At 73.0% G+C, this 22,942-nt stretch carries 16 protein-coding genes and 1 pseudogene; 10 read left to right on the forward strand and 7 right to left on the reverse strand.

Annotated features, from left to right (window positions below; all coding sequences use genetic code 11):
* Positions 1-331 precede the first annotated feature (331 nt).
* Positions 332-1,045 carry a hypothetical protein gene (locus A3IC_RS0130665; RefSeq protein WP_020553907.1) on the forward strand — a complete coding sequence of 238 codons (714 nt, stop codon included), beginning with the start codon at positions 332-334 and terminating at the stop codon, positions 1,043-1,045.
* Between the two features lie 106 nt (positions 1,046-1,151).
* Here A3IC_RS0130665 and A3IC_RS65470 read toward each other — a convergent pair.
* Together A3IC_RS65470 and A3IC_RS0130670 are read right to left on the reverse strand one after the other, a co-directional pair.
* Positions 1,152-1,313: pseudogene (locus A3IC_RS65470) on the reverse strand (SDR family oxidoreductase); the annotation flags it as partial.
* A 112-nt stretch (positions 1,314-1,425) separates the two neighbouring features.
* Positions 1,426-1,818, reverse strand: a complete 393-nt coding sequence (locus tag A3IC_RS0130670) for a nuclear transport factor 2 family protein (protein ID WP_020553908.1) — start codon at positions 1,816-1,818, stop codon at positions 1,426-1,428.
* A gap of 102 nt (positions 1,819-1,920) precedes the next feature.
* On the opposite strand from A3IC_RS0130670, the gene A3IC_RS0130675 reads away from it, so the two are divergent.
* From A3IC_RS0130675 to A3IC_RS0130695, 5 genes are all read left to right on the forward strand, one after another.
* Positions 1,921-2,370, forward strand: coding sequence for a MarR family winged helix-turn-helix transcriptional regulator (locus A3IC_RS0130675; protein ID WP_020553909.1), 450 nt, complete (start codon positions 1,921-1,923; stop codon positions 2,368-2,370).
* Between the two features lie 154 nt (positions 2,371-2,524).
* Positions 2,525-4,180 (forward strand): DHA2 family efflux MFS transporter permease subunit, encoded by a 1,656-nt coding sequence (locus A3IC_RS0130680; protein WP_106669055.1) that lies wholly within the window; start codon positions 2,525-2,527, stop codon positions 4,178-4,180.
* 136 nt (positions 4,181-4,316) lie between these two features.
* Positions 4,317-4,952, forward strand: a complete 636-nt coding sequence (locus tag A3IC_RS0130685) for a TetR/AcrR family transcriptional regulator (protein WP_020553911.1) — start codon at positions 4,317-4,319, stop codon at positions 4,950-4,952.
* 152 nt (positions 4,953-5,104) lie between these two features.
* Positions 5,105-5,335 (forward strand): DUF5302 domain-containing protein, encoded by a 231-nt coding sequence (locus tag A3IC_RS0130690; protein ID WP_020553912.1) that lies wholly within the window; start codon positions 5,105-5,107, stop codon positions 5,333-5,335.
* Between the two features lie 142 nt (positions 5,336-5,477).
* Positions 5,478-7,223: a GMC oxidoreductase gene (locus A3IC_RS0130695; protein ID WP_020553913.1), complete on the forward strand. Its 1,746-nt coding sequence runs from the start codon at positions 5,478-5,480 to the stop codon at positions 7,221-7,223.
* 107 nt (positions 7,224-7,330) lie between these two features.
* Here the strand turns inward: A3IC_RS0130695 and A3IC_RS0130700 are convergent, their stop codons facing one another.
* Positions 7,331-10,843 carry an ATP-binding protein gene (locus A3IC_RS0130700; protein WP_020553914.1) on the reverse strand — a complete coding sequence of 1,171 codons (3,513 nt, stop codon included), beginning with the start codon at positions 10,841-10,843 and terminating at the stop codon, positions 7,331-7,333.
* Positions 10,844-11,016: 173 nt separating this feature from the next.
* On the opposite strand from A3IC_RS0130700, the gene A3IC_RS0130705 reads away from it, so the two are divergent.
* Positions 11,017-11,694 carry a hemerythrin domain-containing protein gene (locus A3IC_RS0130705; protein ID WP_020553915.1) on the forward strand — a complete coding sequence of 226 codons (678 nt, stop codon included), beginning with the start codon at positions 11,017-11,019 and terminating at the stop codon, positions 11,692-11,694.
* 94 nt (positions 11,695-11,788) lie between these two features.
* Positions 11,789-12,334, forward strand: a complete 546-nt coding sequence (locus tag A3IC_RS0130710; RefSeq protein ID WP_020553916.1) for a YbaK/EbsC family protein — start codon at positions 11,789-11,791, stop codon at positions 12,332-12,334.
* A gap of 75 nt (positions 12,335-12,409) precedes the next feature.
* On the opposite strand, the gene A3IC_RS0130715 is transcribed toward A3IC_RS0130710, so the two are convergent.
* A complete protein-coding gene (locus A3IC_RS0130715; RefSeq protein WP_020553917.1) occupies positions 12,410-14,203 on the reverse strand; it encodes an amidohydrolase in 1,794 nt (597 codons plus the stop codon).
* A 212-nt stretch (positions 14,204-14,415) separates the two neighbouring features.
* Positions 14,416-15,525 (reverse strand): carboxylate-amine ligase, encoded by a 1,110-nt coding sequence (locus A3IC_RS0130720; protein WP_020553918.1) that lies wholly within the window; start codon positions 15,523-15,525, stop codon positions 14,416-14,418.
* Positions 15,526-15,879: 354 nt separating this feature from the next.
* Here A3IC_RS0130720 and A3IC_RS0130725 point away from each other — a divergent pair, with 354 nt between their 5' ends.
* Together A3IC_RS0130725 and A3IC_RS0130730 are read left to right on the forward strand one after the other, a co-directional pair.
* Complete coding sequence (locus tag A3IC_RS0130725; RefSeq protein WP_020553919.1) at positions 15,880-20,526, forward strand: hypothetical protein; 4,647 nt, start codon at positions 15,880-15,882, stop codon at positions 20,524-20,526.
* Between the two features lie 124 nt (positions 20,527-20,650).
* A complete protein-coding gene (locus tag A3IC_RS0130730; RefSeq protein ID WP_026218932.1) occupies positions 20,651-21,601 on the forward strand; it encodes an ATP-dependent DNA ligase in 951 nt (316 codons plus the stop codon).
* Positions 21,602-21,694: 93 nt separating this feature from the next.
* Here A3IC_RS0130730 and ligD read toward each other — a convergent pair whose 3' ends face one another.
* On the reverse strand, positions 21,695-22,576 hold the full coding sequence (gene ligD, locus A3IC_RS0130735; protein ID WP_020553921.1) for a non-homologous end-joining DNA ligase: 882 nt from the start codon (positions 22,574-22,576) through the stop codon (positions 21,695-21,697).
* Positions 22,577-22,659: 83 nt separating this feature from the next.
* Positions 22,660-22,938, reverse strand: a complete 279-nt coding sequence (locus A3IC_RS0130740; RefSeq protein ID WP_020553922.1) for a hypothetical protein — start codon at positions 22,936-22,938, stop codon at positions 22,660-22,662.
* Positions 22,939-22,942: the final 4 nt, after the last annotated feature.

A 22,942-nucleotide genomic window follows, 5' to 3' on the forward strand; every position in this document is an offset into this window, starting at 1 on the left:
CCGAAATGCCCCGCGCCCAACTCTGCCGCAGGTCACGCGGGATCCGGCCACGACCGGACGGCACACCCTATGTGAACAACGCCCCGGTACACCCGATTGGGCCGATCGGGCGACGTCCGAACGCATCGCCGACGCCCGCTCGGAGCAGCCCGCCGCAGGGCGGGACCGGCGCCGCGATCGGGTCGTGACCCGTCATCGCGGGTACCTCGGAACCTCGCGCCGGGTACGACCGGGCGGTCATGTCGCGAGCTTGTCGCAACCCGCCGCCGACGGCGGCCGAGGCGGCTCCGGGCCGCCCGTACCAGCTGCGGCCCGCCGATAGGGTCGCGGCATGAGCGACAGCACCGCCGGCCCCGCCCCGATGGACATCGAGCTGGTCAGGCCGCCCGAGATCCTGCTTGCGCACGAGGAGGTACGGGTCTTCCACGGCGGCATCCTGCGCACACCGGCCGGTCTGTACACCACGATCGGCATGGAGACCCCGGCCCGCCCCGCCGGCCCGCGCCCGCCGGCGCCGCCGCGGTTCGGACAGTACGGGGTGTCGGTGACCCGCTCGGGCGACCGGTTCGCCTATTCGGCGCTGGCCACGACCTTGTCGGCCGGGCCGATCCGCTTCACCTCCTGTCTGTTCGGTCCCGTCCCGGACGGCGATCTCGTCCTGGACGTGGTGTTGCCGACCATTCCGCGTCGCCTGGTGTTGCGCTTCGACTCCGAGCGCCACGACGGCAGCGGACCGGCGCTGGTCGCGCCGCCCGCGATCGTGCGCACCGAGGCGGGCGTGACGCTGTGGCACGCGGGTGTGTTGGCCACCGACGCCGGTCGGCTCACCCACGTGGAGGCGACCTCCGCGGACGACCGCGCGCTCGGCGGCGCCAAGTGGGACGTCGAGCACAAGCCGTTGACGGTGACCTGGGACGACCCGACGCCGCCCCGCGAGGCGCACCAGCGAGGGCGGGACTTCGTGAGCACGGACAGCTGGATCGCCGCACCCCACGCGCGCGGCACGCTGTCCTGCGGACCGCTGGACGTGGCGCGGGGGTTCTGACCGGCGGGAGTTTCGGGCGGCGGGATTTCCGGGCGGCGGGAGTCCGACCGAAGGCCGCGCGGCGGCGCGTCACGGGTAGGCGGGCCGGCGCCGAGCGGCATCCGCGCTACAGCTCCGACCCGCCGGTGGCGTCGATCGTGCCGCCGGTCACCCAGCGCGCGTCGTCGGAGGCCAGGAACGCGACCAGGTCGGCGACGTCGGCCGGTCGGCCGACCCGACCCAGGGCCGCGCGGCTCGCCGCCCGCGCCTCGGCCCGTCCGCGACCGCGCGGCCGATTCCCCTGCTCGCGCCGGTGACGAGCGCGGTCTTGGCGGTGAGCTTGCGCATGGTGGCGCCCCTTCGTCGGCGGCCGCTTTTCTTTAGCGCTCGCTACAGAAACTTCATCGGGCCGACCCCAGACCACGATCGGCGGCCGATCCGGCGAGCATGAGCGTGGTCTCCTCGATCCGGCGGAACCGGCCGTCCGGCGCGAACTCGCCGAACAGGTACACCTCCATCGCCACCGTCGAGCCGTCCGTCTTGCGCACCTCGATGGTGTGCCGGTCGGCGTAGAGCGACCCGTCGGACAGTTCCTCGTGCAGTCGGATCCGGCCGTCGACCACGACCGAGCGCAGGTGCGCGATGTGCTCGACGAAGCCCGCCCGATCCGCCCAGACGCCGTCGGTGCGCTGGCGGTAGTCCGGTGCGAAGTGCCGGTCGATCGCGGTGTCGAGGTGCAGCTCCGGGCGGAAGAGGAGGTCGGTGAGGGCGGGAACGAGTGCGGTTCGAGGCATGGCGGGACGACTCCGATCGAGATGGCCTATCGATAATGCGTGCGCTGCGCACGCTTTTGACCATAGCCCATAAGCGTGCGCGGCGCACGCTAATCTGGGCGCATGGAACATTCGAGGGGACACGAGGTCGCCGACGCCCTGGGGCGACTGCTCCGCCGCAGCACCCGCGCCACCCTGTACGCGGGCCTGACCGAGGGCCTGGGGCCGGCCGTGGACGACGTGACGTATCCCGTGCTCAGCGGCCTGGCTCGGACCGGGCCGTGCAGCGCGGCGGACCTGGCCGGCGAGATCGGGCTGGACCGGTCCGGCGTCAGCCGCCGCGCATCCCGCCTGGAGGCCGCCGGCCTGGTCCGCCGCGAGCCCGACCCGGACGACCGCCGGGCCGTACTGCTCACCCTGACCGACGCGGGTTCGGCATGCGTGCGCGAATTGCGCGAGCGACTCGCGGAGCGGCTCGAATCGGCACTCGCGCAGTGGCCGGCGGACGAGGCGCGGATCTTCGCCCGCGGCTTGCGCCGCTTCGTCGAGGACGGGCCGTTTACGGAGGCGTAGCGGCAGGCCGACTACGGAGGCGTAGCGAACAGGCCGCTCACGACAGGCGCAGCGGACAGGCCGGCCGCAGCAGGCGGCAGCCGCTTCTTGCGGCACCCTCGACCGTCAGACGACTTTGCCAATCCTTGACTTTACATGCGTATAGCCACGGGCTATGTTTACGACCGTAAGCACACAGGCGTTAATTTTAATCAGGGGGTACCTCGTGAGCAGTCCGGAAACCCGATCGGCCGGCGCCGGCCCCGCCGACGCCCCGGAGGCCGCGGGCCACCCGCGCCGGTGGGCCGCGCTGCTCGTGCTCAGTTCGACACTGGTCGCGGTGACGCTGGACAACTCGGTGCTCAACACCGCGCTGCCCTCGTTGGCGAAGGGGCTGGACGCGTCGACGTCGGATCTGCAATGGATCACCGACGCGTACACGCTGGTCTTCGCCGCCCTACTGCTCCTCGCCGGCAGCCTGGGCGCCCGGTTCGGCGCCCGGCGCGCGCTGCTCGGCGGCCTCGCGCTCTTCGGTGCCGGGTCGGCCATCGCGGCGGTGTCCTCGACCGCGGCCGAACTGATCGCCTGGCGGGCGGTGATGGGCCTGGGTGCGGCGTTCGTGATGCCCGCGACGCTGGCCATCATCATCCGGATGTTCCCGCCGGTCGAACGGCCCAAGGCGTTCGCCGTCTGGTCGGCCGCGGCGGGCGTCGGCGTGCTGATCGGCCCGGTCACCGGTGGCGCGCTGCTGATGCGCTTCTCCTGGTCCAGCGCCTTCTGGATCAACGTCCCGCTCGTGCTCGCCGCGCTCGTCGGCATCCTGCGGATCGTGCCGAGCATCCCGCGCCAGGGCACGGCGCGACTCGACCTGCCCGCCGCGGTGTTGTCCATCGTCGGCCTGGGCACCCTGGTCGACGCGATCATCGAGGCGCCCGAGCGCGGCTGGACCGCGCCGGTCACCCTCGCCGAACTGGGCGCGTTCGTGGTGTTCACCGCCGTGTTCGTGGCCTGGGAACTGCGCCGCGACGAACCGATGGTGCAGGTCCGCCTGTTCGCCAACCGGGGCTTCGTGCTCGCCGCCGCGACGCTGGCGGTGACCTTCTTCGCGCTCTTCGGCACGCTGTTCGTGCTCTCCCAGTACTTCCAGCTCGTGCACGGGTACAGCCCGTTGGAGGCCGGTCTCTCCGCGATGCCGTTCGCCGTGGCGATGGCCGCGATGTCCGGGCTGTCGCCGGTGGTCACCGCCCGGTTGGGCATCCGCGGCACGCTCACCGTCGGGCTCGGCGCGATCGCGGTCGGCCTGTCGGTGCTCGGTCTGACCACCGACAACACCACCCCGTTCGTCGCGCTGGCCGGGGAAATGGCCCTGGTCGGCGCCGGGATGGGAATGATGATGGCCCCGGCGAGCATGGAGATCACCGCATCGGTGCCGGTCCGCTTCTCGGCGATGGCGGGTGCGCTCAACAGCGTGGTCCGCGAACTCGGCGGCGTGCTGGGCATCGCGGTGGTGGGCACGCTGGTCTCCGCGCACTACCGGGGCGAGATGGCCGACCAGCACCTGACCGGCCCGGCCGCCGTCGCCGAACACGACCTGCCCAGCGCGCACGCCGTGGCCGCGCAGCTGTCCCCCGAGGCCGCCGGTCGACTCACCTCGGCCGCCGACCACGCCTTCACCACCGCGATGAACAACGGCGCCCTGACGGCCGCGGCGGTCGCCGCGATCGGCGCGATCGTGGTCGCCTTCGGCCTCCCGCGCCGGGCGGGCAGCACCCCGGTCGCCGTCGGGCAGCCCGCCGAATCGGCCAACACCCGTGCCGTACCGGCGGCCTGACGCAGCGTCACCCCAGCGCACGGCGACCGGGCCGACCCGGTCGCCGTGCACCCGTCGTCCGGCGACCCATCGTCGACACACCCGAGGAGGCACCATGCCCGCAAGCGCCGCTTCCACGCCTCGTACGCTGGCCGCCATGGACGACGATCAGGGGCCGAACCGCCGACGCAATCGCCGCGGCCAGGGTGCGCTTCTGCGCGACGACATTCTCGCCGCGGCAACCGCACTCATCGAACGCGACGGACACTCCGGCGATGTGACGCTGCGCCGGATCGCGCGCGAGGCCGCGATCACCGCGCCGTCGATCTACGCGCACTTCCACGACCTCGACGACATCCTCGACACCGTGCTCAACGGCTACTTCGACGACTTGCAGGCGGCCATCGTGGCCGCCGCCGCCGAGGAGAGCGAGGCGGACCGTTCGCTGCTCGCGGGTTGTCGCGCGTACGCCCGGTTCGCGATGGAGCGCCCCGGCCGCTACCGCGCGCTGTTCCACCGGATGCGCCCGCCGGCCGGCGATGCGAACGAGCCGCCTTCGCCGCCGCCCGCGCTGCCCAGTCGCATGGACGTCTTCCAGACCCTGATCGACGCGATCGCCGCCACCGCGGCGGCCGGCCAATCGGCCGGGACCGATCCGTTCGAGGACGCGCTGGCCGTGTGGGCCGCGATGCACGGCGCGATCCTGCTGCGGATGACCGCGCCCGTCTTCGACTGGCCGCCGCTGACCGACTTCATCGACACACTGGTCATCCGCACCGCCCGGCTGTCCTAGGACGCGAGCGCGCGCTTTTCGGACCCCGCCGGTCCGCCGGTGCCGGTATGTCCGCTCTTGTGGGCATCACCCGATCCGGGCGTGCCATTGCGGGCTCCGGCATGGAAGGGTGTCCCCACGGATCGAATCCAGTTCGAGAGCAGGAACGCACCATGGCTGACGAGACACCCGCGAACGAGACACCCGAGGAGACGGTCGTCGAGGCCACCGAGCCCGAGACGCCCGAGGACGAGACCAAGCGCAAGTTCCGCGAGGCGCTCGCCCGCAAGCGCGGCACCAAGACCGACGGCACCGGCGAGGGTCCCGGCGGCGACGGGTCGAAGATCCACGGTGCGCACGGGCCCGCCGCGCAGCAGCGCTCGTTCCGCCGCAAGAGCGGCTGAGTCGAAACCGCCCTGCGCACCGATTCCCTGTGCGTCGAATCGAATCGGCGAGGGGCTGCCTTCGCCGGGTTACCGAGCAGTAGGATCGCCGGATCGCGAGATCTCGTGGCATGCCTCCTGCCCGCCCGGCGAAGGGTCCCCCGTGTTCGACTACGACGTTCTGGTCATCGGTTCGGGTTTCGGCGGTTCGGTCGCGGCGTTGCGGCTGACCGAGAAGGGCTATCGGGTCGGCGTCCTGGAGGCGGGTCGGCGCTTCGCCGACGCGGATTTCCCCAAGACCTCATGGCAGTTGCGCGACTTCCTGTGGGCACCGGCGCTGGGCCTGACCGGCATCCAGCGCATCCACGTGCTCAAGGACGTGGTGGTGCTGGCCGGAGCGGGCGTGGGGGGTGGTTCGCTGAACTACGCGAACACGCTCTACGAGCCGCCGCAGCCGTTCTTCGACGACCCGCAGTGGGGTCGCATCACCGACTGGCACGCCGAACTCGCACCGTTCTACGCCCAGGCCAAGCGCATGCTCGGCGTGGTGACCAACCCGCACATGACGCCCGCCGACGAGCACATGAAGGCCGTCGCCGAGGACATGGGCGTGGGCGACACCTTCCATCTCGCGCCGGTCGGCGTGTTGTTTCCCGAGGGCGGGCAGCGGCCGGGCGAAGAGGTGGCCGACCCGTTCTTCGGCGGGGTCGGGCCGCGCCGGACCACGTGTACCGAATGCGGTTCGTGCATGACCGGTTGCCGGGTCGGCGCGAAGAACACACTGCTGAAGAACTACCTGTACCTGGCCGAACGAGCGGGTGCGGAGGTGCATGCGGAGCGTACGGCGCGCCGGGTTCGGCCGCTCGGCGCGGGGTGGCACGCGGACGGGTCCACCGGCGGCTACGCGGTGGAGACCGTACACAGCGGACCGGCGACGGCGCCGCGTATGCCCCGCACCTGGACCGCCGAGCAGGTGGTGTTCGCCGCGGGCACGCTGGGCACCCAGCGCCTGCTGCACCGGATGGCGGCCGAGGGTACGCTGCCGCACCTGTCCGGCACGCTCGGCCGGCTGACCCGGACCAACTCCGAGGCGCTGGTCGGCGCGGTCGCACCGACCACCGGGGTGATCGACGCGACGCGCGGGGTGGCCATCACGTCCTCGTGGCACCCGGACGCGGACACCCACATCGAACCGGTCCGCTACGGCAAGGGCTCCAACGCGATGGGGCTGTTGCAGACCCTGCTCACCGACGGGGACCGGCCGCGGGTCCGCCAATTGTTGCGCCAGTCGTTGCGGGACCCGGCCAAGCTGCGGCTGCTGAATGTACGCAACTGGTCCGAACGGGCGATCATCGCACTGGTGATGCAGTCCCGGGACAACTCGTTGACCGTGTACCGCAAGCGCGGCGTGTTCGGACGGACCCGGATCACCACCCGGCAGGGCCACGGCGAGCCCAACCCGAACTGGATCCCGGCCGGCCACGAGGCGGTACGCCGGATCGCGCAGCGGCTGGGCGGGGTGGCCGGCGGCACCTGGGGCGATCTGGCCAACGTGCCGATGACCGCCCACATCCTGGGCGGCTGCGTGATCGGCGACTCGGCGACGACCGGGGTGGTCGACCCGTATCAGCGGGTGTACGGCCACCCCGGGTTGCATGTCCTGGACGGAGCGGCGGTCAGCGCGAATCCGGGCGTCAACCCGTCCCTGACCATCACCGCGCAGGCGGAACGCGCGACCGCGTTGTGGCCGAACCGCGGACAGGCCGACCCGCGGCCGGAGTTGGGTTCGCCCTACCGGCGGATCGCCTGCACCGCACCGGTGGCGCCGGTGGTCCCGGCGGGCGCGCCGGGGGCATTGCGACTGCCGATCGTCGAGGTGCGCTCGGGCCTGCGGCCGACGGACGATTGACGGCGGTCGGCGGTCGGGAGTCGGGCCGACGGCCGGCCGGGGGTTCGTGGCGACCCGGCACGCGGGTGGATCGCGTGCTCGGCCGGCCGGGGTGCCGGCCGGTCCGGCTACCCTCGTGCCGCGCGGGCCTGCGCTGCCCAGTGCTTCGCTCCCCAGGTGTCCGCGATCTCCGCGGCGCGGTCGAAGTGTTCGAGCGCTTCCGTCTCTCGGCCCAGGAAGCGGGCCAGCTCGCCCAGGGTGTGGGCGGGCGGCCGGATCGCCAGGGACAACCCCGCACAGGCGGGCGCGGCATCGCGCAGTGACAGCAGGGTCGGGTAGAGCGCGGCGGCCTCCTCGTGTTCGCCCAACGCCACCACCGCCGCCGCGCGCAGGACCGACATCGGGGTGTGGAAGAAGTCGCGGCGGATCGGCTCGATGACCGACCGGATCGCCCGCGCCTGCTCGATCCGGCCGTCGGCGGCCACCGCGAGGGCACACAGGTCGGCCACGAACGGTCCGAAGCCGGCCAGCATCTCCGGTGCCTCCGGCGCGAGTTCCGCAATCCGGCCGCGGCTGAGCAGGATCGTGGCGAGGGCGAGCCGGCGCAGGCCGTACGCGTGCAGCGAACCCTGCGCGATCATCGGCTCGGTGGCCCGGACGTAGCGCTCCTCGGCCTCCTCGAAACGGCCGTCGATGTGTGCGAGGGCCGCGAGCGCGACGGCATCGACGCCGATCGCGTCCGGCATCCGGTACGCCTCGGCGATTGCCGCGCTCTCCTTCACCAACCGGCGCGCGACGGCCGGATCGTTGTGGTCGGCCGCAGCGGTGGCCAGGTTGTATCTGCCGTACCAGCGGTACTCCGGCAGATCGAACTCGTCCGCGATCCGGGTTAGTTCGACGGAAACCTCGGCCCGGGCCGGCGCGTGCGGCAGGCTGTCCAGGTTGCCGGTGAGCGTGGTCAGGGTGAGTGCCCGCAGATCGGGATCGCCCAGGTCGGCCGCGAGCGCGACGGCCTCCTCGGCCGCCGCGCTCGGGCTGGGGTCGACGTCCTCTCCCCTCAGCTCGCCGGCGTAGCCGACCAGCAGCCGGCATCGGGTCCGCGGGTCGAGGTCGGTCCGCGCGATCAGCCGGCGCAGCGCCGCCACCACGCCGAGGTCCAGGCTGCCGTACGGCCGGCTCTGCCACGGCGTGGGCACCGTCCACGCGGTGAACGCGGCGATCGTCAGGTCGTCGCGGTGCGCCGACTCGGCCGCTTCGAAGGCGCGTTGCCGGGTCTGCCGGGCCGCCGCGACGTCGCCGGCGCGGACCTGGGCGCGCAGCAGCCGGCCGAACAGGTCGGCCCGTCGGCCGTCCCGGTCGCCGGCGGTGTCGGCGGGAATCCGGTCCAGGCATTCCAGTGCGCGGGCGAGCACGTCGACGGCCGTGTCGTGGGCGAAACGGCGCTCGGCCAACTCGGCTGCGGCGACGCACACTTCGACGGCCCGAGCCGCGGTGCCGGCGCCGGCCGCGTTGCCGTAGTGGTAGGCCAGCGCCGAGACGTCCCCGGTACCGAGCCGTTCCAGGGCGGCGGCGATTCGGGTGTGCATCCGGGTGCGGCGCAGCCCGCTCAGGTCGGCGACCATCGTGTCGCGGACCAGCGCGTGCACGAACCGCACTCGACCGGGGGCCGGTTCGGTGAGCAGGCCGGCGATCAGGCCGGCGTCCAACGCGTCCAGCACGCCGCCCTCTTCGACCTCGGCCGCGTCCACCAGCACGTCCACGTCCACCTCACGGCCCGCGACCGAGGCCAGCCGCAGCACCGCGACGGCCGGGTCGGGCAACCGGGCCAGCCGCCGGCGCAGCACGTCCCGGACCCCCTCGGGCACGTCGGAGAGCGCGACCAGGGCCCCTTCGCTGTCCAGCAGGCGGGCGCTCTCCCGGATGTAGAACGGGTTGCCGCCGGTGCGTTCGGCAAGCGCGGTGATCGTCGCGGGGTCGACGGGCGTCTGCGACACGGCGGCCACGACCCGGGCCACGGCGGCTTCCGGCAGGCCGGGCAGCGCCAGCCGGACCGGCGATCGGCGGGCCAGGCCGGCCAGGGTCTCGGTGAGCCGGCCGTCCACCTCGTCGGGACGGTACGCGGCGACCACGAACACCGGCGCCCCCGCGGCGTCGCCGTCGGCCGCGGCGGCGAGCAGGGCCAGCGTCTCGGCGTCGGCCCGGTGCAGGTCGTCCAGCAGGACGGCCAGCGGCCGGCGCCGGGCACCGGCCGCGAGCCAGGACCAGACCGCCCGGTGCAGCCGGAACCGGCCCGCCGCGGTGTCCTGTTCGGGCCCCTCGGTCGCGTCGTCGCCCAGCAGCGGCGCGAGTGCGGCGGCCGACTCGGGTGGCGGCGGCACGACCGCGGCGATCGACCGCAGTGCCTCCACCCACGCCCATGCGGGCGGTGCGCCGTCCACCTCGGGACAACGCCCGGTGGCCACGAGCAGCCCGGCCCGCTCCAGTTCACCGCCGAGCCGGCCCAGCAGCGCGGACTTGCCCAACCCGGCCTCGCCGGTGACCAGCGCGACCCGCAGGCCGGCCGACCCGGTCTGTCCGGCCGCGCCCAGCAGCGCGGCGAGTTCGTCCTCGCGCCCGACGAACAAATCGGCGGGGCCGCCGGGTCGCGGGTCGGCGGGTATCGCGCCGAACGCGGGCTCCGCGGTCGGGCCCCCCGGCGGCGGACGCTCGGGCCCGGCGTCGAAGCCGTCGCGGTCGGCGTAGCCACCGGGCGGGTCGCCGCCGAGGTCGGCTCGACCGGTCGCCGGTCTCGATGCGCCCTTGGCGGCGTCACCCTCCGCGTCGCCGACCGCGGGCCGGTCGCCGCCGGCCGCCGCGCCCACCGGCCCCGTCGCCGCGTGCAGTACGTCCATGTGTCGACCCAGGATCGCCGCCTCGACCTCGGTGAGGGCGGGACCCGGGTCCAGGCCGACGTCGGCCGCCAGTACCGCGCGGGCCCGGCGCAGCGTGGCCAACGCGTCCGCCTGGCGGTTGTCCGCCCACAGCGCCAGTGCGTGCAGTCGCCACGCCTCCTCGCGCAACGGCGCCTCGCGGGTGAGCCGTTCGGCATCCGCCGCAGCGCCCGCCGCAGCGCCCGAGCGCAGGCCGGCGGCGATGTGCAACTCGCGTGCGCTCAGTTGCAGTTCACTCAGTCGGGCGGCCTCCGCGAGGGCCCACGGCTCATCCGAGGCGGCGGCGAACGCCGGGCCGCGCCACAGGGCCAGCGCCGCCTCGACCAGGGTTCGCGCCCGGGCCGGGTCGGTCTCGGCCGACTCCCGCGCGCTCCGGAGCAGGCGTTCGAAGCGCCACGCGTCCACCGCGTCGTCCGGCAGTCGCAACACGTATCCGGGCGCCGCGCTGACCAGGATCGTGGCCGGGGCTCGCCGCGGCCGACCCGGTTCGAGCAGACGACGCAGGTTGGACACGTACGCCTGAAGGGAGGTGACGGCCTGGGCGGGCGGTTCGCCGCGCCACAGGTCCTCGATCATCCGGTCGATCGACACGACCCGCCCGCGGGCGGCCACCAGGAGCGCGAGTACGGCGCGCTGACGCGGACCACCCAGTGGGACGGTCGCATCGTGCACTTCGGCCTCGAACGGGCCGAGCACGCGCAGGTACACCATCTCTCCCCCTTTACCCGACGCGGTTCGCGCGGCCCATCATCGGCGAGCCGCTCGCCGGACAACCCCGCCGGGCGGCTCCATGTTCCTTCCAGGATTCCTCCAAGAGGCCGGGACCAGGCTATGAGCATGCCCGGCGACACCCCGTCGAGGGCCCACCGAAGGGATCACCCACCATGAGCGCCTCGTCCTCCTCGCCCGTCTCCCCCGCCTCGGCCGGCTTCGACACCCGGGAAATGGTGATCGTCCACCGCGGGCTGCGCCGCGAATCGCGCCTGCTGATCGAGTTGATCGCCGCCGTCGAGCCGGGCGACACCGCCCGGGCCAAGGTGCTCGCCGACCACTTCGACCTGTACCGGTTGGGCCTGCACGGCCACCACACCGGCGAGGACGAACTGCTGTGGCCGCCGCTGCTGGCGCGTGTCGACCTGGAGGCCGACCTGGTGTTGCGGATGGAGGCCCAGCACGAGCGGGTGGCCGGCTCGCTGACCACCGCCGGGGAGCTCATCGCGGCGTGGGCGCCCGGCGCGGGGGTCTCCGAGCGCGACGCGGCGGTGGCGGCGCTGGTCGAGCACCGCGCGGCGCTGGTCGAGCACCTCGACGAGGAGGAGGCCGAGCTGCTCCCGCTCGCACAGCGGCTGCTGACCGCGCAGGAGTGGCAGGCGATGGGCGAGCACTTCGTGGAGACCACGCCCAAGCCGCAGATCCTGCTTCTGCTGGGCGTAGTGCTGGAGGATGCGGACGCCGCCGAGCGGGCCACGATGCTCGGTGGGTTGCCGCTCCCGGCCCGGCTGATCTGGCACCTGGTCGGCCGCCCGATGTACGCCCGCACCGTCCGCCGCGTCCGGGGGTGAGCAAGGGTGAACACCACGCCCGCCGGCCGGACGGCGACGCCCGTCTCCCGCGCGCTCTCGCGCACGAGTGCGGCCGATTGCATTGGATGGCCCCATGAGCACCGCACTCGCCGTTCATCCCGCCCTGTCCCACCCCGAGTTCCTGGCCGAGCCCGTGGCCCGTGTCCTGGCCGGCTGGTCGACCGAGGCCGCCGACCTGGTCGAGGTCGCCGCGATCGATCCCGAACTGGCCGACACCGCCGCGTTCTGCGCGCGCTACGACGTGGCCCCGGCCGACGGCGCGAACTGCGTGGTGATCGCCGCCAAGCGTGGCGACACGGTCACCTACGCGGCATGTCTGATCACCGCCACCACCAGGGCCGACGTGAACGGCCTGGTCCGCCGGCACCTCGATGCCCGCAAGGCATCGTTCGCGCCGGTGGACACGGTGCTCGCCGCGACCGGGATGGAGTACGGCGGGATCACCCCGATCGGTCTGCCCGCGGACTGGCCGATCCTGATCGACGCGGCCGTCGCCGCTCATCCGCGCATCGTGGTCGGCTCCGGGATCCGCAGCTCCAAACTGTGGGTGCCCGGCCGGCTGTTGGCCGAACTCCCGGGCGCACAGGTCCTGCCCGGCCTCGGCCTACCGCCGGCCTGATCCCGGCGTACCGCCGGCCCGACCGTCGGATCGTCCTGCCCGCGCCGAGGGGACCCGGGCAGGACGAACGCGCCGTCAGCAGTGGTGCGTGAACAGCTTCGTTCCCACGCCCGAGGGCACCGGGACGGGCATCTCCTCGACGGGCGGGTGGACCGTACGGCCCGCCTTGATCGTCTCCTCGATGGTGATCTCCCCGATCGCCTCACCCGCCACCGTCGCCGGATTCGCGCTCAGGATCACCAGGTCGGCCAGCTTGCCCACCTCGATGCTGCCCTTGTCGCCCTCCTCGCCGTACTGGTAGGCCGCGTTGATGGTGATCGACCGCACCGCGTCCGCTCCCGACACGCAATGGTGCTTGCCGAGGGTCATCCCCTTCCGGGTCTTCCGGGTGACCTGGCTGGACAGGATCGCGAGCGAACTCGGCCGGGCCACCGGCGCGTCGTGGTGGGACGTGTAGACCATGCCGCGGGCCAGGGCCCACCCCGCGGGTGAGATTTCGACGGCGCGCTCTTCTCCGAGCACCGTCTCGTAGTACCAATCGCCCCAGTAGAACGTGTGCATCGAGAAGAACGACGGGATGATGCCCAACCGGCGAAACTCCTCGATCTGGTCCTCACCCGCCGTCTGACAGTGGATGCCCGTCGTGCGCCGATCGGCCGGCCTCGCCTCCTTGGTGGCGATCCGCACACAGCGGATGAATTGGGCGATCGCCGCGTCCCCGTTGACGTGCGCGATCACCTGCCAGCCGTGCCTGAAACCGGCCCGGACCTGGTCGAGGGCGTCCTCGTCCTCCAGCGCCGGGTAACCGCAGTACTCCTCGTCCGGATCGCCCGGCAGGGGCTTGTACGGCTCGCGCAGCCAAGCCGTCCGGCCCTGCGGGGAGCCGTCCAGGTTCAGCTTGATCCCGGCGGCCCGCAGGCCGTTCACGTACTCCGCGCTCGCCTCGACCAGATGCGGCGTCTTGATCGCCTCGGCCGCCTTCACGTAGACGACGACGTCCAGGGGCAACGCCTTGGCCGCCGCGAGTGCGCGCAGATCGCCCAGCACCGCAAGTTCCGTGGCGCCCTCCTGCACCGTGGTGAAGCCGTAGCTCGCCGCCGCCTTCAGACCCTTGTCCAGGAAGCGCGCCCGGTCCTGCTCGGCGATGCCCATGATGGCGCGACCGGAGGCGGGAAGGAACGCGGTCTCCTCCAACACCCCGTCCGGCTCGCCGAACGGCAGTACCGACTCGTCGCCGCGTCGGATCCTCCCGCCCTTCGGATCCTTCGTGGCGGCGCTGTACTCCAGGACCTCCAGCCCCTTGCTGTTCACCGCGCCCAGGTGGAACGACTGGTGGATGGCCAGCACCGGCCGCTCGGTGGAGACCCGGTCCAGGTCCTCCCGGGTCGGATGCAGCCCGCCGTCCAGCAGCGCGTCGTCGTAGCCGAACCCGACGATCCACCCGGATCGCCGGCCGACCTCGCCGTCCGCGAACTCGCGCAACTTGCGCACGATCGTGTCGATGTCCCCGACGTCGCCGTCCGGTTCGGGAAGCAGGTCGGCGATCGTCTCCTGGAGGCCGGTGCCCACCACGTGGCCGTGCGGGTCGATGAAGCCCGGCAGCAGCGCCCGGCCGGCCAGGTCGTACAGCACGGTCGCGGGCCCCTGCCACCGCGCGAGCGCCTCGTCCAGGTTGCCGACGAAGACGATCCGGCCGTCCTTGACGGCGACCGCCTCGGGTCGCGCACCGGCCTCCGCCACGACCTCCTTCGGGCCGGGCCCACCCGCCACCGTCTCGATTTCGCCGCCGTGGAAGATCACATCGGCCGTTCCGGGGCCGGACCCCGTACCCGCTTCCGCGCCCGCTTCCGGCGCGAATTCGTTGGACATCCCCGCTCACCCTCTCCTTCATTGCCTCGACGATCGTGTCGCTATGCAGTCTGTCGACAACTCAGCGTGACAGCGAAGGTGAAATTCGGACATCCTGTGCGCGGCGGGCGGCCGAGGGGCGAAGGACGGCACGGAAAGTCGACCGGCGTCCCGGGTCCCTCCTCCGGGCCGATCGTCTCCGGGCCGGTACCCCCGCGTGGCCCGACCATCGGCTACCTGGCCGAAGTGTCCGAGATCAACAGGTCCATCACGCTCGGCAGCCCCCCGGCGACGAACGCCGCACGCTGCCGGTCGGCGCCCGTACCCTGCCGGATCATCCGCTCCACCAGGGCGAACACCCGTGTGGTGTCCCCGAATTCGTCCAGCACCGGAGCGACGTGCGCGAGCATTTCGCGGACCAGGTCGCCCGCGTCGACCCGACGGGCCGTCCCCGCCGGTCCCACCGGCCCGAACAGATCCCCGTCCAACCCGTCGCGGGCCGCCAACCAGCAGGCGGCACGCAGCAGTTCCGCGTCCGGAGTGGCGTACGGCGCCTTGTCGCCGTGCTGTTGCAGCGCGGTGACCACGAGCGCCCGGACCAGCCCGGCCAACATCACCGCATCGTCCGCCCGCGACTGCACGTCCGGGCAACGGATCTCGATGGTGGGAAACCGCTCGGACAGCCGCACCTGCCAGTACACCTGACCGCGGTCCAGCATCACCCCCAGTCCGAGTAGTGCGTCCACCCTGCGTTCGTACTCCTCCAGGTCGATGAACACCGGGGGTTGCCCCTCGACCGGCCAGCGCGCGTAGTGGATCGTGCGCCAACTCGCGAACCCGGTGTCCACCCCCTGCCAGAGCGGGGAGTTGGCACCCAACGCGACGAGCGCGGGCAACCAGGGACGGATCCGGTTGACGATCTGCACACCCGTCTCCCGATCCGGCACCGCCACGTGCACGTGCATCCCGTGTATGAGTTGCACGTCGGCCAATCGCCGGGCGTTCTCGGCGATCGCGAGATAGCGCGGATGCTCGCTGATCTCCATCGGCTTCCCGTCACCCGCGGGCGCGGTCCCGCAGGCCACCATCCGGCAGCCGACCCGCTCGGCCGCCGCCGACAGTTCGTGCCGCATCCGGTACAGGTGCCCGCCGATCTCGTCGAGCGAGGAGCACACCGGGGTCGCCACCTCCAACTGCGCCTTCAGTAACTCGGGCTGCACGTCGTTGAAGTCGAACCCGGGCCGCAGACTCACCTCGGCCCGGACCCGCTCGGCCGCCGGTACCGGCAGTCCGCTGACCGGGTCGACGAGCAGGTACTCCTCCTCGACCCCCAGAGTGGTCATCACCGAACCGTCCTTTCGAGCGGGCGAACCCGCCGGGCAGGGCCTCCGCCTGGACATGACCCGTCCGGGTCGGTGTGCGCCGCGCGTGCCCGGCCACCCGTCGGTCCCGGCCATGCTCCGGAACCCCACCGGGTGTGGCACATCACGCCGCAGTACGTGCTCGACCAAGATCCGGACAGGCCGTACTACTCGGGAGGACTCGCTCGGTTGTACCCGTATCCACCGCAGGTCGACACGTCGACCCGGGGTCGCGTCCGGGCGGCGCGGCCTCGCGACGGGGCCGGAGCACCAGATGTCCGGGCCCTGTGATGGGGTGTAACCCGCAAGCGGAACGGGCGAATACGGGGTTGAGTGGTGTCACGGGTACAGGTCGCGAACAAGGCTCTTCTGGTCGGACTGCTGTTCGAAGGCGCCGCCGTCGGCGATTTCGGCCGGGTCCGCCACCGCATCGGCGACGATGTGATCGGCGCGCTCCTCGGCGACCGAAAGCCCGCGCCGAGCCTGCGCGCGCTCGCCGCGCGCGATCCCGACCCGTGGATACGCCGCACCCTCGCGCACAACGGAACCGTGCTCACGCCGGCCGACCTCGCCGCGCTGCTCGAACAACCGGACCCGGTGGTCGACCGGATCGTCTACGCACATCCCGAGGCCACCACCTGGATGCGCCGGGTCGTGCTCGCCCCCGGTCGCTACACCGAGACGCCGCATCCGTTGACCGCGCTGCACGAGGAATTGCTCGGCCTGCCCGCGGCGGGGGAACAACCGCGCGGGCTGGGCGCCGCCGTGGTCGCCGAACGACCCGATCTGGTCGCGCACGCGCTGCGGGTGTGCGCCGGCACACTGACCCCCGCCGAGGAGCTGCGCGGGCTGCTGTCGCTGAGCCGCCACGGCGGCACCGACCTGCTGCCCGAGGCGCTGCGACACGTGCGGCCTGAGGTGGCCGCGCTCGCCACCGGGCCGGTCGAGGCGACCGGAGCGGGCGAGGCGACCGGCGCACTCGACGCCCTGGCCGCCGCGGTGGCCGAGGCCGAGGGCCCCGTCGGGCTGATCGCCGAACTGCGCTCCGGAGGTCATCCCTCCACCTGGCGTCGGGAGATCGACTGGGCCGCGCTGCGGGACGAACAGCGGCGCGAGCCGCTGCCGGAGGCGGCCGCCGTACTGCTCGCCGCCGACCCGGACTGCCCCGAGGACCTGCTGGTCGCGCTGTACACCACACATCCGACGACGGTGGGCCCGGTGGCCCGGCCGGCGCTCGCGGTACTGCGGGCGGCGATCGACACCCCCAAGCACCCGGCGCTGGCCCGGATCGCCGCGCTCACCCGCGACCTGGCCGAGCCCGCCGACCTGGCCCGGATCCTGTACGAGGTGGCTCCCGCCCGGACCGCGGTCGCCGCGCTGGTCGAACTCCCGGAGTGTGCCGAGCTGCGCGAGTTGTCGCACCGACACCTGGGCGCCCACGCCGACCGCTGGAACACCCTGCGTGCGGTGCTGCCCCGGCATCGTGACGCGCTGCCGGCCCTGCTGGCGGGCATCGAGGCGGGCACCGTCACCGGACCGCCGGAGCAGGTCGGCGGCCCGCCGCCGACTCTGACCAAGCCGTTCCGGCACCTGCTGACCTGCGCCGATGCGGACGACCTGCGCGAGTTGTTGCCCGACCTGCCCGACGTCCTGGTCCGCGACCTGCTCTCCAGCGGATCGCTCCCGCGGCACGTGCACGAGGCGGCGATCACCTCGACCGACCCGCGCGCGTGGGAGGCGATGGCCCGCAATGTCGGCCTGGACATCCGCGAGCTCGCCCGCCTGGTCGCCAAGCAGGTCCCGGCGGTGGATGCCGCCGCCTATCTCAGCATGCGCTCGACCCCGTCGTTGCGCCGCACCATCGCCCGACGCCCCGCCCTGGACCCGGGTCTGCGCAGCGAGTTGCTCACCCACGGCGACCGGCGCACCCTGCTTCCGCTGTTGGCGAGCGGCGAACCCGAACTGGCCGAGCGGGCCCTGTCGTTCGGCTGCCGCAAGATCGCCCAGCAGTACGCCTACGTCAGGGTGTGGGAGCGGCACGGCCCGGACGGCGTGCGCGCGCTCCTGGACAGCACCGGGACGGCCACCGCGGCGCAGATCCGCAAGCGGGTGGAGGCCGCGCTCAAGGCCGAGGACGGCCTGACCGACCTGCGCGCGAGCGGCGAACCGTACGACGACCCGGCCACGTTGCCGCACCGCTTCCAGACCCGGACCAGCCGCACGACCGTGCGCGATCTGGTGCACGAGCCGTACGCGCACGACTTCCCGCTGCTGATGGCGGCCAACCGCGAGGAGCCGTTCGCCTACGAGGCGATCGACGACCTGATCCGGCACGAGGACGCCACCGACGAGGATCGAGCGCGGTTGCGGCTGATGCTGGTCAACGCCCAACGCACGTACGCGCGCCGGTCGATCGACACCCCGCCGCTGGAGTGGCTGCGCTCCGAGCCGTTCAACCGGGACGAGGACTGGGTGAACGGGGCGGTGGAGCACGGCCTGCTCGATCCGGCCCGGTTGGTCGACGTGGCCCATCCGGCGCAGGCCGTGGTCCTGTCCGCGCACGGGCTGAGCCCGGAGGCCGTGCTGGCTCCGATGCGGGCCCGGTTGGCCGAGCTGACCCGGGAGCATCTCGCGGGCCACACCGAGGCGTTGGCCGTCGCGGTCGGCCTGATCGACGGCTTCTCCGGGTCGCTCGCCGAGCTGATCGTGCTGGCCGGCCAGGCCGCGGGTCCGCGCCCCGAGGCCGAGGAGTTGGCTCGGGCGGACGCCGCGGCGCTGGAGGTCGCGCGGCGCGAGGCGGCCGAGACGGCGAACAGCGAGCAGGTGTCCACGCCCGCGGCGACGGCCGGGCGGGCCAAGGCGGGCCGGGCCGCCGAGTTCGATCGCACCTCCCCACTGGTGGCGGCGCATCTGCTGCGCACGATGGCGGCGGGGTCGGACCCGGAACTCGGGCCGGATTCCGCCCCGGTGCCGGACGATCCGAGCGTGCTCGCGGCACTGGCGTCGGTGCGGATCGTCGACACGCCGGGGTACGAGTTCCCGAGTTGGCTCTACGAGGCGTGCTTCGGCAGCGATTCGGTGCAGCCGCGGGTGGCCCTGGGGCGCCGGGTGTTCGACGAGTCGGTGGCCAACGACCTGATCGACCTCGGCGAGCCCGAGGTATTGGCGGCGATGGCCGAGAACAAGGACCTGGAGGAGCCGACGAGGGATCGACTCGCCTCGATCCTGGCCGGCACCCCGGCCGAACGCCCGGAGCGGTACCCGACGAAGGACACCTGGCCGGGCCCGAGCCGGCCCGGTTCGTATCTGCGCTGGATCGGCGAGTACTTCCACGAAAAGCGGGACGGCGGCGACTTCCTGGCCGAGGGCGCCTATCGGCACGGCTTCGTCGGGCCGATCGACGTGCTCGGTGTGCTGCCCGCGCGGGCGCTGACCCCGCTGCCCAGGAGGTGGCGCTCGCGGATCGTGGCGGGTCCGCTGAACCGGGCGGTGGAGGCGCTGGTCGCCGAGCGGTTGGGCGTCGACCCGGAACGGTGGTTGGCCGCGCTGATCGCGATGGACTCCGCCGGCGACCGCTCGTTGCCCGAACTCCTGGACGCGGCCGCGCGGTCGGGGGCCGACGGGGACGGTGATTGGCAGCGGGTCGAGTCGCCGATCACGATCGAGTTCGCCGCGGCCCACGCGAACACCTGGCGGATTCGCCGCGGTTGGCGGTGGCCGGCCGGCGACCTGCTGCTGCGCGCGTCGCCCGAGGCGCTCACGGTGGTGCTGCCTCGCCTCGGCGAGCACGCCTACCCCACGCTGTGGGCGTACGCGCGCCACGCCGAACACGCGTCGCGCGCGATGGACGAGTACCCGTTCCTGGCGAACGACCGGGCCGCGCTGCGGATCATGGCGGCCTGGCGCCGCGACGCCGACGTCCGGGCCCGGTTGTTGCGGCTGGACGACCCGGAGTTGAACGCGGACCTGTACGGGACGCCGCTGGTGCGCGAGGGCGTCGCGGTGCGCCGAGCGGTGTTGTCCCGAGTGCCGCGGGGGCGGCCCGCGAGCGGGCCGACGGATCTGCTCCCGCTGGATCCGGCGCTGCGCGAGCGGTTGCTGGTCGACCATCGGGCCACCGGGTCGGTGCTGCCGGCGCTGCGGATCAAGGTCGAGGCGGCCGACCCGGAGCTGATCGAGCACACCCTGCGCCAGTTGGGCAAGAAGGGCTCGCTGCTGGACCGACTCCTGGGCCTGCGGGGCCTGTTGCGGTACGGCGGCGCGGCGCGCATCGGCGAGCTGGTCGAGCAGGGCGTGCTCGGTGCGACGGCCGGCCGGGTGGTGGTCAAGGCACTCGCGACGGCCGATCCGGACGCGGCGCTGACCGAGCGGATCGACCGCGAGCGGGCCGGCGACAAGCTGGTGGCCAAGCTGCGCAGGTGCTTCGGGACGACCGACACCGACGAGGTGCTCGACCTGCCCTATCTGCGCGACTGGGACCTGATCGTCGCCGAGCACGAGCGGGAGCCGTTCCCGGCCGAGGTGCTGAACCGGCTCGTGCTCCAGCCGGATTCGCCCGCGCGGCTGCTCGAACTGGGGCCGGTGTACTACCGGGTGGCCCTGAACGCGGCGTCCCTGGACGCCGAGCACGCGCGCGCCTCGGTCGCCTTCGGGAACAACACCCTGGGCGACGCCGTGTGGTACATAACGTTGGACAACCTGGTCACGGCCGGCCTGCTGACCGGCCACGACCTGGTGCACGTCGCCCGGGGTGCCGGCTCGGTGCTGCGCTGGATCGCCGAGGCCGCCCATCGCATCGACGTCGAACCGCCCATCCGCGCGGCCGCGACCGAGGCCCGGGCGGAGATCGCCGCCCTGCTCGAGACCCGTCTCGGCACCGACCCGACGGCATGGGCCCCGGTCTTCGCCGCCCTCGCCGGCTGCGACCCCACCTGGTCCCCGGAAGCCCCGGGCTCCACCGTCGCGGCCCTGTTGACCCGCTGACCGCGTGCCCGCCATCCACCGATCGGTGGATGGCGGGTGCCCGGCGGTGGAGGGCCCGGACGGAACGTGGACCGTTCGGGTGAGCGGGCGTGTACCCGGCCGCTGCGGCGACCACGTTCACCCCATGGCCGATCTGCCGGTGTATCCGCCCATGCTCGCCACCGCGGGCACGCTGCCGCCGGCCGCCGAGGACGATCGCTGGGCGTACGAGACCAAGTTGGACGGTCAGCGATGTGTCGGCTACCTGCCGGGTGACGGCACGGTGGTGTTGCGGTCGCGCTCGGGAGCGGACATCACCGCGGCCTATCCGGAGTTGCACGCGCTGGGTACGGCGCTCGGTACCCGCTCGGCGGTGCTGGACGGCGAGGTGGTCGCCCTGGACGAGCGCGGGCACAGCAACTTTCAGCGCCTGCAGCCCCGGATGGGATTGGCCGAACACTTGGGCGAGGTGGCTCGGATGCGCGATCGGGTGCCCGTCCGGTTGCTCCTGTTCGACGTGCTGTTCCTGGCCGGCGGGTCGCTGATCCGCCGCCCGTACGCGGATCGGCGCCGGGTGCTCGACGGGCTCGATCTGCGCGGCCCGCACTGGTCCACACCGGCCGCGTTGGTCGGGCACGGCGAGGCGGCGCTCGCGGCGACCCGGGCGGAGGGCCTGGAGGGGCTGGTCTGCAAGCGCCTGGACTCGGTGTACACGCCGGGCGAGCGCTCGCCGAACTGGGTGAAGGTGCGGCACGTGCACACCCTGGACGTGATCGTGGGCGGCTGGGTCCCCGGGCGCGGTCGGCTCACCGGGTTGCCCGGCGCGCTGTTGGTGGGGGTGCGCGAGGAAGGCGTGTTGCGCTACGTCGGCGCGGTGGGCACGGGTTTCGCCGATCGGGATCGGGTCGTGCTCGGCGAGTTGTTGCGGGTGTCCGCGATCGACACGTGCCCGTTCACACCCCGGCCGCAGGTGGCAGACGCGCGCTGGGTGTTGCCGCGACTGGTCGGCGAGGTCCGGTATGCGATGCGCACCCGCGCGGGCCTGCTGCGCCATCCCTCCTGGCACCGGCTGCGCCCGGACCTGGCCGAGGACTGAACGGCACCACCCGATCGGGCGGGCGAGCCCTGCGCACCGCCGACCCCGTGGCCGGCGGGTCCTGAGCCCGGTGAACCCGGCGCCCGAAGCGTCCTACGGCAACCGCCCGGTAGTCTCGGCGGCCAGCAGCGGCGCGAACCCGTCGCCGTCCCGGGCCACCCGCTCCAGCACCTGCGCCGGGCCGAACACCAGGTCCGCGTCCGACTCGATCTCGGCCCAGGTCACCGGTGCCGACACGGTCGGCTCGGGCTGGGCTCGCAGCGTGTACGGCGCGGCGGTGGTCTTCGCGCTCGCGTTCTGGCTCCAGTCCACGAATACGTGGTCGGCGCGCAGGTTCTTGGCCATCCGGTGCACGACCAGTTCCGGGTGCTCCCGCTCCAGGCGCATCGCGAGCGCCTTGGCGTACCCGCCGACCGCCGCCTCCGATGTCGGCTCCAGGGCCGCGTACAGATGCAGCCCCTTGCTGCCCGAGGTCTTCGCCACACAGGTCAGCCCGTCCGCCGCCAGCAGGTCGCGGGCCAGCAGCGCGACCCGGCGACACTCGGGCATACCCGCGCCCGGACCGGGGTCCAGGTCCAGGACGAGCCGATCGTGGCGGTCCGGGTCGGCGCCCCACTGCGGCACATGGATCTCGATCGCGGCCAGGTTGGCCGCCCACATCAGGGCGGCCAGTGAGTCGACGTCGACCTGATCGCGGCTCTCGTCCCGGCCGGCCACCTCGATGGTGCGCACCCAGTCGGGCGCACCGGGCGGCACGTGTTTGTTGTAGAAGCGGCTGCCGCCGTCCACGCCGTCCGGATAGCGGACGAATGTGGCCGGGCGTCCGGTGACGTGTGGGAGCAGGACCGGGGCGATCCTGGCGTAGTAGTCCAGCGCCCGGCCCTTGGTGTATCCGGTTCGAGGCCACCACACCTTGTCGAGGTGGGTGAGGGTCAGCGAACGTCCGTCGACTGTCGTGGCGATACGGTCCGGCATACCGAGAGGGTCCCCCGACGCCGTGTTTCGATGCATGGGGTCGACATGGGGTCGACCGATCGCCGGGCGGCCTCTCGCGGACCTCACTCGTTCGGGAAGGCCGCCATCCGCTCGTCCAAGGGCACCGGCTCCTCGGCGATGCCGTCCGCCGAACCGCTCGCGAACCGTGCGCACACCCCTCGGCAGGCGAAGGTCTGCCGACCCTCCACGTGTCCGACCGGCACCGCGTCGTGCGCGGGTCGGTCCGCTGCGGCCCGCAGGTCGCGGCCGCACATCGTGCAGGCCAGACCGTAGGTCATCTCGACCGTGGTCTCCGGTCGAGCGCTTCGGCGGTGTCCCGCGATCGAGTGCTGTGAGTACATGGGT

It is taken from the genome of Embleya scabrispora DSM 41855, assembly GCF_000372745.1.
Lineage (GTDB): Bacteria > Actinomycetota > Actinomycetes > Streptomycetales > Streptomycetaceae > Embleya > Embleya scabrispora.